At 49.4% G+C, this 13,312-nt stretch carries 13 protein-coding genes and 1 riboswitch; of the genes, 10 read left to right on the forward strand and 3 right to left on the reverse strand.

Annotated elements, in window-relative coordinates; all coding sequences use genetic code 11:
• Positions 1-8: 8 nt before the first annotated feature.
• Positions 9-446, reverse strand: a complete 438-nt coding sequence (locus tag DRW41_RS06645) for a VanZ family protein (RefSeq protein WP_115451191.1) — start codon at positions 444-446, stop codon at positions 9-11.
• Positions 447-565: 119 nt separating this feature from the next.
• Here DRW41_RS06645 and spoIIQ point away from each other — a divergent pair, with 119 nt between their 5' ends.
• The 3 genes from spoIIQ to DRW41_RS06660 all read left to right on the forward strand — a co-directional run bounded on the left by spoIIQ (position 566) and on the right by DRW41_RS06660 (position 4,150).
• On the forward strand, positions 566-1,405 hold the full coding sequence (spoIIQ, locus tag DRW41_RS06650) for a stage II sporulation protein SpoIIQ (protein ID WP_115451628.1): 840 nt from the start codon (positions 566-568) through the stop codon (positions 1,403-1,405).
• Between the two features lie 162 nt (positions 1,406-1,567).
• Positions 1,568-3,577: a penicillin-binding transpeptidase domain-containing protein gene (locus tag DRW41_RS06655; protein WP_115451192.1), complete on the forward strand. Its 2,010-nt coding sequence runs from the start codon at positions 1,568-1,570 to the stop codon at positions 3,575-3,577.
• A gap of 75 nt (positions 3,578-3,652) precedes the next feature.
• Complete coding sequence (locus DRW41_RS06660) at positions 3,653-4,150, forward strand: GNAT family N-acetyltransferase (RefSeq protein WP_115451193.1); 498 nt, start codon at positions 3,653-3,655, stop codon at positions 4,148-4,150.
• A 63-nt stretch (positions 4,151-4,213) separates the two neighbouring features.
• On the opposite strand, the gene DRW41_RS06665 is transcribed toward DRW41_RS06660, so the two are convergent.
• Positions 4,214-5,677: a DUF5667 domain-containing protein gene (locus tag DRW41_RS06665; protein ID WP_115451194.1), complete on the reverse strand. Its 1,464-nt coding sequence runs from the start codon at positions 5,675-5,677 to the stop codon at positions 4,214-4,216.
• Positions 5,678-5,753: 76 nt separating this feature from the next.
• A riboswitch (cyclic di-GMP riboswitch) is annotated at positions 5,754-5,840 on the reverse strand.
• Positions 5,841-6,061: 221 nt separating this feature from the next.
• Here DRW41_RS06665 and DRW41_RS06670 point away from each other — a divergent pair.
• The 4 genes from DRW41_RS06670 (at position 6,062) to DRW41_RS06685 (ending at position 9,673) form a co-directional block, all read left to right on the forward strand.
• Positions 6,062-7,666: a gamma-glutamyltransferase family protein gene (locus DRW41_RS06670; protein WP_115451195.1), complete on the forward strand. Its 1,605-nt coding sequence runs from the start codon at positions 6,062-6,064 to the stop codon at positions 7,664-7,666.
• Positions 7,667-7,680: 14 nt separating this feature from the next.
• Positions 7,681-8,286, forward strand: coding sequence for a pyroglutamyl-peptidase I (locus DRW41_RS06675; protein ID WP_115451196.1), 606 nt, complete (start codon positions 7,681-7,683; stop codon positions 8,284-8,286).
• Between the two features lie 147 nt (positions 8,287-8,433).
• On the forward strand, positions 8,434-8,907 hold the full coding sequence (locus tag DRW41_RS06680) for a hypothetical protein (RefSeq protein ID WP_115451197.1): 474 nt from the start codon (positions 8,434-8,436) through the stop codon (positions 8,905-8,907).
• On the forward strand, positions 8,879-9,673 hold the full coding sequence (locus DRW41_RS06685) for a nucleotidyltransferase domain-containing protein (protein ID WP_115451198.1): 795 nt from the start codon (positions 8,879-8,881) through the stop codon (positions 9,671-9,673). Before DRW41_RS06680 ends, DRW41_RS06685 begins: the two co-directional genes overlap by 29 nt.
• Before the next feature lie 115 nt (positions 9,674-9,788).
• Here DRW41_RS06685 and DRW41_RS06690 read toward each other — a convergent pair whose 3' ends face one another.
• Positions 9,789-10,814: a Gfo/Idh/MocA family protein gene (locus tag DRW41_RS06690; RefSeq protein WP_115451199.1), complete on the reverse strand. Its 1,026-nt coding sequence runs from the start codon at positions 10,812-10,814 to the stop codon at positions 9,789-9,791.
• 521 nt (positions 10,815-11,335) lie between these two features.
• On the opposite strand from DRW41_RS06690, the gene spoIIID reads away from it, so the two are divergent.
• The 3 genes from spoIIID to DRW41_RS06705 all read left to right on the forward strand — a co-directional run bounded on the left by spoIIID (position 11,336) and on the right by DRW41_RS06705 (position 13,282).
• Positions 11,336-11,608: a sporulation transcriptional regulator SpoIIID gene (gene spoIIID / locus DRW41_RS06695; protein WP_115451200.1), complete on the forward strand. Its 273-nt coding sequence runs from the start codon at positions 11,336-11,338 to the stop codon at positions 11,606-11,608.
• A gap of 141 nt (positions 11,609-11,749) precedes the next feature.
• Positions 11,750-12,751: a rod shape-determining protein gene (locus tag DRW41_RS06700; RefSeq protein WP_115451201.1), complete on the forward strand. Its 1,002-nt coding sequence runs from the start codon at positions 11,750-11,752 to the stop codon at positions 12,749-12,751.
• Between the two features lie 252 nt (positions 12,752-13,003).
• Positions 13,004-13,282 carry a DNA-directed RNA polymerase subunit beta gene (locus tag DRW41_RS06705; RefSeq protein WP_115451202.1) on the forward strand — a complete coding sequence of 93 codons (279 nt, stop codon included), beginning with the start codon at positions 13,004-13,006 and terminating at the stop codon, positions 13,280-13,282.
• Positions 13,283-13,312: the final 30 nt, after the last annotated feature.

Consider the following 13,312-nt stretch of genomic DNA (forward strand, 5'->3'; position numbering starts at 1 on the left):
TAACCGGCTCAGCGTTGCATGAACGCCTTCCATTTCCAAAGCAGTCCGCCAAGCCTCGGAAACTTCCCCCTGAACAGGGCGCCGTCCACGAAATAATACACAACCGCTATCCCCAGGACGTCTTTGAAGAGGTCAAACAGCGACGAGGAGCGGTAGGGGTAGAACGACTGGTGGATTTCATCCGTGAGCCCGTAAAGGGCCGCAGCGGCCGCGAGGAGCATATTCACGCTTCTCTTGAACTTCCTTTTCCCAGTAAGAACGGCAAGGACGTAAATTCCGTAAAGAATCGCGAATTCAATTAGGTGGAGCGATTCCTTGATTGTCCGGTCGAGGGACGAGTCGGGGAGCTCGACGAAGTGGTTGCTTGGCAGGCTGGACATGATCCAAATCATGGCCATATAGATGAAGGGAAGCAGCCTCGCCGCCCATAGAAGTAAAATTTTCATAAAAAATCCTCCTAAATATGCATAAAGATGGGCCGGATTGCAAAAAATATTCCAAAAATTTATCCGGCAATGTATATAATTCTACCATTGTGTTCAGAATGATTGCTGAGGTGATGATAATGAGAGAGGAAGAAAAAAAGCAATCTTCTCGAGGTTTCAAACGTTTTCTTAAAAAGAGCTGGGTAGTACCGGCAGTCTACATTGCAAGTGCGGCAATCATTCTGACAGGTGTCCTTTGGTATCAAATGAGCGGCGATTCAGCGGAAAAGTACAATTACAAAACTACTGAAAACGCCAAGAAGAAGTTTAACGAGCCCGCCCTTGAGGTGAACAAATCGCTCGAAAACTTCGCGATGCCGGTCGTAAACAAGGAGAACGCGGTCATTCAGAAAAAATTCTATGAAAACTCCGCCGATCCGAAAGAGCAGCAGGAAGCATTGGTCGTTTACAACAACACCTATGTTCCGAATACCGGCCTCAACATCGCGATGAAGGATGGATCAGACTTTGATGTCGTTGCTTCATTAAGCGGCACGGTCACCAGGGTCGAAGAGGATTCCCTGCTCGGCAATGTGATTGAAATCCAGCATGACAAAGGTATTGTAACACAATATCAGTCCGTGAAAGATATCAAGGTCAAAGCTGGCGACCAGGTTGAAAAAGGCCAAGTGCTGGCCGGTGCGGGCCAAAGCCAGGTAAACCAAAAAGGCGGCACGCATGTCCATTTTGAAATCCGCAAAGACGGAGTAGCGGTCAATCCGGCCAATTATTTCGATAAGCCGCTGAGCTCGCTCCAGAACAGCAAAACGGACGAACCCTCCAAAAAGAAAGAATCAGTCGAGGGTGAAGACAAAGGCAATACCCCTGTTGATGAAGAAGATGCAGACTCCGCCGAAGACGGCCTCCACGAGCCATCCGGCGACTCCACTGACAAATCCGGAGATAAAAAAAGTTCATAATCATACGTTGTAGAGGGAGGGATACCCCTCTCTTTTTTTTTGTGGAAAATTGGCCCACGCCCTACTGGCGGTTCGGCACAACAGTCTGCCCGCAATGTGTCCTCCTTCAGGAATTCCCGTGAACTGTGGTAAAATGAGACAAATTGACAAGGGGGATGGGTGATGAAAAAGCTGTTCATGATTGTTTCTGCTATGATTTTTGCAGCCGCTCTTGCAGGCTGCACGGAGAAAAAACCCGACCCGGCAGACCGTTTTTCGGAATATGTGGAGCTGTGGAACAAGCAGGATTTTGACGGAATGTATGGGTACTTGTCTGCGGACGCGAAAGCTTCAGTCAGTAAACAGGATTTTACGGAACGATATAAAAAGATCTATGGGGATCTCAAGATCAACAACCTGAACGTGAGTTTTAAAAAGCCGAAAGAGGACAAGCAGAAGGATGGCGAAGGGGCCCAATACGGCTTTACGGCAACCATGGACAGCATCGCCGGCCCGATCGAGTTCGGACATGACGCCTTTCTTGTGAAAGAGGAGCGGGACAAGAAAGAAGATTGGTATGTTGATTGGAATACAGCCTATATCTTCCCGCAGCTCGGAATGGGGGATAAAATCTCCCTGTCAATGCAAACCCCCGAACGCGGCGAGATTTTTGACAGGACAGGAAATCCATTGGCGACAACTGGCCTTGTGTATGAAGTTGGCGTCGTTCCAAAGGATATGGAAGGGCAGGAGGCGGAAACAATCGCCCAGCTCGGAAAATTGCTCAATATGGCGCCGGAAAGCATTGAAAAGGCGGTTAAGGCAAGCTGGGTAAAGCCGGACTATTTCGTGCCGCTTAAAAAGGTATCCATGAACGATGAGGCGTTAATCGCGGAATTGATCAAGCTGGAGCCAGTCCAGACGAAGAAGGTGGAGTCGAGGATTTATCCGTATGGGGCCGCGGCCGCCCATCTTGTCGGCTATGTAGGGAAGGTGACAGCCGAGGAGCTTGAGAAGCTCGAGGGCAAGGGCTATTCCAGCGGGGACATGATCGGCAAGCGCGGCATCGAGCAGGTGTTTGAGGAACAGCTCCGCGGCCAGCCTGGCATCCAGATCGTGATTAACAAGGATGCGGGCGGGCAGGAAATACTTGCTGAAAAGCCGGTGGTTGACGGGCAGCCTGTCAAGCTGACAATCGATGCGGAGCTGCAGATGAACATTACCGCCCAAATGAATGGGGAAGTAGGGGCCGCTGCCGCCATCAATCCAAAGACGGGCGAAACGCTCGCGCTGGTCAGCTCGCCAACTTTTGACCCGAATCAGGTGGTTTTCGGAATGTCGGCGGCCGAATGGAAAGCGCTCGACGAAAATCCAAATAAGCCGCTGAACACGCGTTTCAATAAAAAGTTCGCTCCGGGGTCGGTCATCAAGCCAATTGTCGCTGGGGCGGCGCTGACGGCGAATGCGCTCAATCCGGCGGATGTGATGAACGTAAAAGGCCTGAAGTGGCAGAAAGACGCCTCCTGGGGAGGGTACTTTGTCACAAGGGTGCATGAGGCCGCCAATGTTAATCTTGAAAAGGCGCTCGTGTTCTCGGACAATATATATTTTGCGCAGACGGCACTGAAAATGGGTAAAGAGGGCTTTACTGAGGGAATGAAGAAGTTTGCGTTCGAGGAGGATTTCGGCTATCCGTTCCCACTCCAGGCTTCGCAGATTGGTTCGCTTGATAAGGATATCCTGCTTGCCGATGCCGGCTACGGGCAGGCGCAGCTTGAGATGAATATCGTTCATTTGGCGGCAGCGTATACGCCGTTCCTGAACACGGGGAATATGATTAAGCCGGTGCTGCTCCTAGATGACCAGCATGGGCAGGTGCTGAAGGAACAGGCCATCTCGCCGGAAGCCGCTGCAACAGTCGGCCCGATCCTCCGGAAAATTGTATCCGACCCGGGCGGCACGGCGCGCGCGGCGGAAATTAAGGGCTATCCATTGTCAGGGAAAACGGGCACCGCTGAAATCAAGGCGGCCCAAGGCGAAACCGGAAAAGAGAACGGCTGGTTTGTCGCTTACAATGCGGAAGCGGGAGACATACTCGTGGCCATGCTCGTCGAAGACGTCCAAAAACGCGGCGGCTCGCAAATCCCGGTCAAGCTGGTCAAAAATGTTTTTATTGAGGCTGGAAAGAAGTAACCGACAGTTCATGAAGGGTATTACCAGAAAAGAACGCGCACTGTATGTCAACGTTCTTTAAATGAGGGGATCGAGATGAGGGATCAGACAGAACCGGAAGCGGTGGCCCTTGAGTTTTACAATGAACGCCATCGCGCTTATTTAGAAGAATATTCATTGCCTGAGGAGCAAAAGAAGTTTACGGCGATGCCTTTGGAGGCGTTGAAAGCATGCGAGAATGATAGCGGCAGGCATCCTGTCGTAATTTTGTACGACGGTGAGCCTGTAGGTTTTTTCGTCTTGCATGAAGGGGAAGGGATTGCACCGTATACGGAAAGCCCGGAAGCCATCCTGTTGAGGGGCTATTCCATTAACGTAAACTGTCAGGGATTGGGAATCGCTTCGCAATCACTTCGGCAGATCTCAGGCTTTGTTAAAAAGAACTTTCCCGATAAAACGGACATCATACTCGCTGTGAACAACGCCAACCTGGCAGCGCAGCATGTATACCGGAAGTCGGGCTTTGCCGACCGCGGCAGGCGGATTATGGGCAGGAGTGGGGAGCAGTATATTTTTCATAAGGACATTGTTTAAAGGGTTTTTCCTGTGAATATAGTAAAAGCACCATCCGGTTGGATGGTGCCCATGAGGCGGTTTTTATTTCCCGCCTTTTTGTTTTGCGTTTTCTTTTTGGGATTTCTCTTCTTTCACTTCTTTTTCAGGTTTCTGTTGTTGCTGGCCGTTATCGGAGCTGCCAGTTTCTTCGTCTTTTGTTTTCTCCTCTTTTGCTTTTTCAGAGGTTTCTTTTCCTTTTTGACCTGGGTCAGCTGGCTTTTTTGCTTCTTCGGCAGCTTTTTCTTTTTGTTCTGGCTCGTTTTCCTTTTTATTCTGCTCAGCTGTTTCCTTGGCGGTTTGGGCAGGGGTTTGCGCCTTTACGTTTTCTTTTTCATTTTTGGCAGGCGCGCTTTCCTTCTTCGCTGTTCCGGCTGCTTTGCCAGTCCCATTTTCCTTTTTAACAGTATCAGGAGACTGTTTTGCAGGTTTTTCTTTCTTCACCACCGAAGAAGTGCCTGCGGCTGTTTCTTTTTTGGATAATGTTGAGGCGGCTGCCAGCGTTTGAACGTTTTCCGTACTTGCAGTGCCTTCCTCGGATGCCCCGGAGGTTTCCTCGCCGGCTGTGCCTGGGGCACTTCCAGTTTGTTCTTCACTTGCCGGAGTACCTCCGTTATCCGCGGCTTGTTCCCCATCCGTGCCTTCTCCGGATTCTGCAGGTGTTTCACTTTCCTGACCGTCATCCTTTTTCTCTTCGTCCCTCGCAGCAAAGCGTTCCTTTTTGGCAGTCAGGACAGACAGTTTCTTCTCAAGCTTTTTCACTTGTTTGGAATTTTCATTTTCTCCTGCTTCCGCAAGTGAATTTTCCAGGTACGCAATTTTTTTATCAAGGACAATGGATTTGACTTGGCCCATCGTAACGTCCAGGTCGGCCATGACTTCATCGATGTCCTTTTCCTCAAGCATCGCTGTTAGCTCTTCAATCGTTTTTCCGCTTAGCTCGGACAGCGAGATTATTTTTGTGATTTCTCCGTAGCCAAATTCCTTTGTGCGAAGATTCTTGACCGTTTCAGTATCGAAGCCTTTGACAACGTTTGCGACCAAATAAGCTTCGTCAATAATCTTTTGCGCTTCTTCCAACTCTTCTTCTTGAAGCTGGCCTTCCACAGATTCATCTAGCTCAGCTGCTTCTTCAAGTTTGTTCGTTAATTCCTCTTTTACTGCATCTGAGGCTTCTTCGTCGGCGATAACCTCAGACACCGTTTCTTTCGCTGTTTCAAGAAGTTTGGTATAGTCTGCGACAGCGCTGCTTACATATTCAGTCTTCTCGGCTTCCGTCATTAAAGCTGCTTCAGCAAGGCGTTCTTTTGCGAACTCCATCAGCAAGGTCGCTTCCTCTTCCGAATCAAACGTAAACAATAACTTCAGGTCTTCAAAAAGCTGGTCGAAGTTATAAAGGAACTGATCAGGAGTGGTTCCTGCGGTACCTTCAAGCTCTGTGCTCGCGCTGGCGGTTGTCCCGAACGCAAGGGTTGCCGCCATGGCGGCTGTAAATACAAACTTCTTCATCTCTTTCTCTCCCAAAATTTTATTACAATTAAAACCGAAGGGAGATTAAGAAGATTTGTCTGAACCCTCTTAGCTCTTCGGCAGCTGGCTAGCGTAACTTTTTAAGGTCGAAGCCCCTGTAGCTTTGCGGCGCCGGGTTTCCCCGGGTGTGCCCTTTCGGAGTTTAATTGCATCTTTAGTATAAAATAATTTTCCAATTTAAAAAATAGCAAAAATAGTTGGGTCCTATTTTTCAGAACCTTTAGACAGTTAATGGGTCTTTTGGTATACTTTTCGTGTAACGAAGTAATTCCCGTTTTACGAGTTTTTATACCAATGCTCCAAGTGTATACAATAAGGCAATGTTTCTAAAAAACTATGTTCTTTTGCCGGGGGGAAAAGGGTTTGTCACTACTAAATTATCCATTTGCATCACGCCGGACGGCGGCTGTTGCTAGAAACGGAATGGTTGCCACATCGCAGCCGCTTGCGGCCCAGGCTGGGCTGCGCATTCTCCAGCAGGGGGGGAATGCGATTGATGCCGCGATTGCGACAGCGGCCTGCCTGACTGTGGTCGAGCCGACGTCAAACGGGATTGGCGGGGATGCGTTCGCGCTCGTCTGGACACAGAATAAGCTATACGGCTTGAATGGGAGCGGGCCGTCGCCCCAAAGCATATCAATCGACAAGGTGAAACAACTTGGGCATGAAAAAATGCCATTGGCAGGCTGGATCCCTGTTACAGTTCCCGGAGTGCCGTCTTCCTGGGCAATGCTGTCCGAACGCTTTGGAAGGCTTCCTCTGACAGAAGTTTTGCGTCCAGCGATTGAGTACGCTGAAAATGGTTTTCCGTTATCGCCAATCACTGCGAAGTACTGGGCGAGGGCCCTCAAAATTTTTAAAACAAGGCTGAACGGCCCTGAATTCGATGAGTGGTTCAAGCTGTTTACGCCAAACGGCAGGGCGCCTGAGCCAGGCGAGATGTGGAAGTCTCCGGACCATGCAAACACACTGAGGGAGATTGCGGAAACAAAGGCGGAAAGCTTCTACCGCGGCCGCCTCGCCGAAAAAATTGCCGCGGCTTCAAAAGCGGCCGGGGGTTTCCTGGATGAATCGGATCTCGCTACTTACCAAGCAGAATGGGTCGAGCCGATTTCCGTGAATTATAAAGGGTATGATGTGTGGGAAATCCCGCCAAATGGGCAGGGGCTCATTGCCCTGATGGCATTGAACATTTTAAAAGAATACAACTTCACGCACCGGGAAAGTCCGGAAGCGATTCATATTCAGCTTGAAGCGATGAAGCAGGCATTCGCGGATGGGAAAGCCTATATTTCCGACCCGCGGACGATGAAGGCGAAAGTGGATGACTTTTTATCGGAAGAATACGCGAATAACGCCCGCGCCAATATCCAGGGAACCGCGCAGGTACCTGAGCCCGGCAGTTTTCCAAAGGGAGGAACAATCTATCTCGCTACCGGTGACGGGGAAGGGAACATGGTTTCTTTTATCCAAAGCAATTATATGGGCTTTGGTTCAGGGATTGTGGTGCCGGGGACCGGAATTACGATGCAGAACCGGGGTGTCGACTTTTCGCTCGACCCGGACCACGAGAACTGCCTCCAGCCGGGGAAGAAGAGTTATAACACAATCATTCCTGGCTTCATTACGAAGGACGGGGAAGCCATTGGGCCATTTGGTGTGATGGGGGGCTTTATGCAGCCGCAGGGCCATGTACAGGTCGTAATGAATATGGTCGATTTCGGTCTGAATCCGCAGGCTGCCCTCGATGCGCCGCGCTGGCAGTGGATTGAGGGGCTTAGGGTCGATGTGGAGCATGAGTTCCCGAATTATGTAATCCAGCAGCTTGCCGCCAAAGGGCATGCGATTACGGTTGCCTATGACTCAGGCGGTTTCGGACGCGGGCAAATTATCGTCCGTGATCCGAAGACTGGCGTGCTGACGGGCGGCACCGAGCATCGGACCGATGGCAGCATCGCCAGTTGGTAGAGGAGGGCTTATACGTGAAAAAATTGCTTTTGACAGGCTTTGAACCGTTTTTATCCTTTCCGATTAACCCGACCGAAAAGATTGTTTCAGCGTTGGACGGGCAGGAAGTTGGCGGGTATAAAATCACGGGATTGCTTTTGCCTGTGGATTACAATTCAGCTTCGACGAGGCTTTTGGAAAAAATGCGCGAGGAGGGGCCGGAGGCGGTTATTTCGCTCGGCCTTGCCGCGGGCCGATCATCGATTACGCCGGAACGGATTGCGATTAACTGCCGGGACGGAGCCGCTGACAACAACGGGGTCGCGCTTGAGGATGCTCCAATTGTCGAGGGCGGGCCGGACGGCTATTTCTCGACCCTCCCAATCAGGAAGATGGTAAACGCGCTGAAGGAAAGCGGCTATCCCGCCGAGGTTTCCAACACAGCTGGAACGTACCTATGCAACAATGTCATGTATGCCGCGCTTCATGAACTTGCTGAAGCTGCCAAGGAGATACCGGCCGGATTCATCCATATCCCGGCCTCTCATGAGCTGGCTGTGGCGGGGAAGAAAGCGATGCCGTCCTGGAGCGACAGGGACCTGCATGATGCGGTGAAAGTTCTAATTGAAGCGCTAGGGTAAAAGAGAGAATCAATATCTAGGCAATTTGAATCTAAAGGCCGTTTTGATAGAGCTTGCGTGAGGAGGCGGTCTTAACGGCGATTCTAAAGATCGTTTTGATAGAGCTTGTGTGGTATAACGGTTTTGAGGCTAAGGATTGCAACTAAAATGGACCAGGGGACTGAATCCCCTGGTTTTTGTTATACTAGTAAAAATTCCAGCATGGGCGGAGGATGTTATCAAACGAATGCTGATAACCCAGGTTCGTTTGCTGATAAACCGAGTTCGTTTACTGATAAACGATGCGTGTTCGCTGATAAGCGTTCAATTACTAATAAACGATACGTGTTCGCTGATAAACCGCGTTCAATTACTGATAAACGATACGTGTTCGCTGATAAACCGCGCTCAATTACTGATAACCCAAGCGTATTCGCTGATAAACCCCGTCCAAATGCTGATAAACGGAGTGCGTTTGCTGATAAACCGCGTTTAATTGCTGATAACCCAAGCGTATTCGCTGATAAGCCCCGTCCAAATGCTGATAAACCGTCCAAGTCCGCTGATTCAGACAGAAAAACCAATATTTTTTTGAAAACAGGAGGGAGACTTTTTGAGAAACCATATCCTCGATGTTCTTAAAACCATCGAAAAAGACTATAACATTAAAATATTGTTTGCCTGTGAGTCCGGGAGCAGGGCCTGGGGGGTTCCGTCCAAGGACAGCGACTATGATGTCCGGTTTATCTATGTTCATCAAAAGGACTGGTATTTATCGATTGACCAGAAAAGGGACGTGATTGAAGTTCCAAAGCACGATCCTATTTCCATTCCGGTTGATGAGTTGCTCGATGTCAGCGGCTGGGAGTTGGCCAAGGCGTTGAGGCTGTTCCGAAAGTCGAATCCGCCATTGGTTGAGTGGCTCCGTTCCGGGATTGTCTATTACCAATCTGGTAAGGCAATCGATACATTACGAGAGCTGAGCGGAAGCATCTACTCACCTGTCTCGGGCATCCATCATTATCTCAATATGGCAAAGGGAAATTACCGGGAATATCTGCAAAGCCCTTCTGTAAAAATCAAAAAGTATTTTTATGTCCTGCGCCCGATCCTTGCGGCAAAGTGGATTAAAAAATACAATACAATCCCGGCGATGGAGTTCAAGGAGCTAGTCGAAGATATCATTCCGAATGGCGTCCTGAAAGAAGAAGTAATGGTCTTGCTGAAGCGGAAAATCGCGGGGGATGAGCTCGATCTGGAGTTGAGGATTGAGGCAATCAATCAGTTCATTGAGGGAGAAATCAGCCGTCTTGAGGCATACGCCAAAACACTTAACGTCCAAATTGAAGACCCGACTGAACAGCTTAACCGCCTTTTCCGCGATACGCTGGAGGAGGCCTGGAGATAAACCGATTCTCAGGCTAATCCACCTGGACATGGGGGGTTTTTCGTGCCCACGATCGCAGAACTCAGCTTTGTTAACAAAAACACAGCCACGCCGGCTGTGTTTTTGTCGTGATTCATTATTTTGGTGAAACTTCGTACGCGCGCAGGATGATTTCCATAGCTTTTTTGCCTTCTTCGCCGTTGACGAGCGGTTCGCGGTTGTCATTGATCGCGTCGATGAAATCCTTGTAAAGCGGGGTGTGGCCTTCGCCATAGACGCTGTCGATATCGGTGCTTGTATCGTCCTTGTCGTAATCGCGCTCATCGGCGAATTGCCATGTTTTAATCTCGTTGACCGCAAGGCCGCCAATGACGACAGTTCCTTTTTCGCCAAAAATGCTCAGCGTTTCTTCGAGGTTCTTCGGATAAACGACGGCGCTGCCTTCGACAATTCCGATCGAGCCGTTTTTGAACCTGATCAGGATGGCGCCGAAGTCCTCCATTTCGATATCGCGCAGGAATGTTTCCCGCTCGGCGTGGATCCGCTCAATTTCGGCGCCGCCAAGCATCCATTGCAGCAAGTCGATGTTATGGATGCACTGGTTCATCAGGGTGCCGCCATCAAGCGCGGCTGTTCCCCGCCATGGGGCCTGCTTGTAATAATTCATGTCGCGTGTCCAGAGGATACGTGCCGTTCCGCTCATAATGCGGCCAAAGCGGCCTTCCTCGATAGCCCTTCTGAGCTTCTGGATTGGCGGGTTGAACCTGTTCTGGTGGGAAACGCAGATTTTTCTGCCCGTTTCTTTCGAGACTGCGATCATCTTGTCCGCATCTTCGACGGAAAGCGCCATTGGCTTTTCAATCAGCACATGGGCGCCACTGTTCATGCATTCGATTGCCTGCTTCGCATGGTAGCCGCTCTCAGTCGCAATTGTGACAACATCAAGCTGCTCTTTTTCTAACATGTCTATGTAGTCGGTATATACCTTCACATCGGAACCCTGGACTTTAGCTTCGTACTGTTCCTTCCGCTCGACTGCCTTGCTCTCATCAATATCGCATACTGCAGCCAATTCGGCATACTCAATGTTGTTGATTAATGCTTCGATGTGTTTGTACGAAATTCTCCCGCATCCAAGTATTGCAAACCTTAGTTTAGTCATCGTAACCTCCTGTGTTTGGCAAGTGAAATTTTCTGCCCGGAAAAAGCAGGGCACTTAAAGACCTACGGTTATTGTATCAAATTGCTCCCCGAAAGGAAAACATCCTACTGCCTGATGCCACTAGCCCTTTTTAGGAAAATAGTCCCGGTTCCCGCCTGTTTCTTCCTCGTAACAGCGGGTGTGAAGGGAGGGAAAGAGAGATTGGAAACATGGCGCATTGTCCGCTTTTTACAAAAACTTCCCGGTACTCCTTGTCCTGTGTGCATATTCGCCTATCCAAGCTAATAAACTGTTACAAACCTGTACAAGAGAGTGTTTGAGGTGAAGAGTCGTTTTGAGGAGAACGTGTATTTAGCCAGGGATTTGTTTAGACCTTACAGGGTCAGAGGGCAGGGCATTTTTGTGTAAAAGCGCTGCTATCTGCCGCGCCGGTTCATGGGCGCGGAAGGCAGAATTTCGTCGAAGTGATAACGGGTCTCATTTCACACTTCTCACATCCAACCTAAGGGAGGGCGAGTGGTGTGCACGATTACATCAAAGAGAGAACTATCAAGATTGGAAAGTATATCGTGGAGACGAGGAAGACGGTTCGCGTAATCGCGAAGGAGTTCGGCGTATCCAAAAGTACAGTCCATAAAGATTTGACGGAAAGGTTGCCGGAGATCAGTCCGGAGCTTGCAAATGAAGTGAAGGAGATCCTTGATTACCATAAATCAATCCGCCATTTGCGGGGTGGGGAAGCAACGAAGATGAAATACCAGAAGGAAGATGTGGAAAGCGAGCCTGTTAAGTAACCTTCCTCCATTAAAATTTAACAAATTTCAACAAATTTCTACGTAAGCTTCCGGAAAAGGTATGGAAAACGGAACCGGTATGATACAATAAACAATTAGGACAGTATGTGGAATCCGTTTTCAAGGAGGAAGAAAAAAGCAATGTTTGCAAGGGATATAGGGATTGATCTTGGAACGGCCAACGTGCTTATTCACGTTAAGGGCCGGGGAATTGTACTGAATGAGCCATCCGTTGTTGCTATTGATAAAAATACAAACCGCGTTCTTGCCGTTGGGGAAGAGGCCCGGCGCATGGTCGGGCGTACGCCTGGAAATATTGTCGCCATCCGCCCGTTGAAGGACGGGGTCATCGCAGACTTCGATGTGACGGAGGCAATGCTGAAATACTTTATTAACAAACTTGATGTGAAGGGCTTTTTATCGAAGCCGCGCATCCTGATCTGCTGCCCGACGAACATTACGAGCGTCGAGCAAAAGGCGATCAAGGAAGCCGCTGAGAAGAGCGGCGGCAAGAAGATTTACCTTGAAGAAGAGCCGAAAGTGGCTGCCATCGGTGCGGGAATGGATATCTTCCAGCCAAGCGGCAATATGGTAGTGGACATTGGCGGAGGAACGACCGATATCGCCGTCCTTTCGATGGGTGACATTGTTACTTCCTCCTCCATTAAAATGGCCGGCGATAAGTTCGATACGGAAATCCTGAATTATATCAAACGCGAGTACAAGCTGTTGATTGGTGAGCGGACGTCCGAGGATATCAAGATGAAGATAGCGACGGTTTTCCCTGGTTCACGCAAGGAATCACTGGAAATCCGCGGCCGCGATATGGTCAGCGGGCTTCCGCGCACCATCACCGTCCAGTCTGAGGAGATTGAATTGGCTCTCCGTGAATCGGTGGCTGTGATCGTCCAGGCGGCGAAGAGTGTCCTTGAACGCACTCCTCCTGAGCTTTCTGCCGATATTATTGACCGCGGCGTGATCCTGACTGGAGGCGGCGCGCTTTTGCACGGGATCGACCAGCTCCTTGCCGAGGAACTGAAGGTGCCTGTTTTGGTTGCCGAAAATCCAATGGATTGCGTAGCTGTTGGTACTGGCGTAATGCTCGACAACATTGACAGGATTGCCAGAAGGAAATTGGGTTAAAAGAGAATGAAAGAATGAAGCCTGGCATGAGTTTTGCCGGGCTTTTTTGGTGTGATTGGGGCATTGGGCAAGGTCTGGATTGGAAATGCCTGTAGCATAAATGATGCCTATATTTGGGTTTTAGTGAAAAAGGATGTTTAATTTGCCGTTTTTCCTTATAATAGATGTATACAGAATGATTTTTCGATACATTTTTCAAAAAGGAGCAATGGCGGCCTTGTTTGCCTTGGCTCCCGTTTAAAGGAGTTCATTATGTCTTCTATCTCTTATAAGCAGCAGGAGCCGAAAACACGCGAACAGTATAAGAAGTCCAAGAAGGAAGGAATGGGCAAAGCCACTGGGAACAGGAAGTACGTCCGGATTAGGCTGATCCCAATCTGGCTCAGGATTATCCTGTTCGTCCTTCTAATTTTCGTCTGTGCTATTGGCGGGGCGATGTTCGGGTATGGAGTGCTCGGGGATGGAAATGCCGGAGATGTTTTCAATAAATCGACGTGGGCACATATCCTTGACCTTGTGTCCAAAAAATAACGAGGAGGGGAGAAATCCCTTCCTTTTTTT

Source organism: Neobacillus piezotolerans, from assembly GCF_003362805.1.
Taxonomy (GTDB): Bacteria; Bacillota; Bacilli; order Bacillales; family Cytobacillaceae; genus Bacillus_D; species Bacillus_D piezotolerans.

Coding starts and splice junctions, on each gene's coding strand:
- DRW41_RS06645 (WP_115451191.1), bottom strand. CDS start 446: ATGAAAATTTTACTTCTATGGGCGGCGAGGCTGCTTCCCTTCATCTAT.
- spoIIQ (WP_115451628.1), top strand. CDS start 566: ATGAGAGAGGAAGAAAAAAAGCAATCTTCTCGAGGTTTCAAACGTTTT.
- DRW41_RS06655 (WP_115451192.1), top strand. CDS start 1,568: ATGAAAAAGCTGTTCATGATTGTTTCTGCTATGATTTTTGCAGCCGCT.
- DRW41_RS06660 (WP_115451193.1), top strand. CDS start 3,653: ATGAGGGATCAGACAGAACCGGAAGCGGTGGCCCTTGAGTTTTACAAT.
- DRW41_RS06665 (WP_115451194.1), bottom strand. CDS start 5,677: ATGAAGAAGTTTGTATTTACAGCCGCCATGGCGGCAACCCTTGCGTTC.
- DRW41_RS06680 (WP_115451197.1), top strand. CDS start 8,434: ATGGACCAGGGGACTGAATCCCCTGGTTTTTGTTATACTAGTAAAAAT.
- DRW41_RS06690 (WP_115451199.1), bottom strand. CDS start 10,814: ATGACTAAACTAAGGTTTGCAATACTTGGATGCGGGAGAATTTCGTAC.
- DRW41_RS06700 (WP_115451201.1), top strand. CDS start 11,750: ATGTTTGCAAGGGATATAGGGATTGATCTTGGAACGGCCAACGTGCTT.
- DRW41_RS06705 (WP_115451202.1), top strand. CDS start 13,004: ATGTCTTCTATCTCTTATAAGCAGCAGGAGCCGAAAACACGCGAACAG.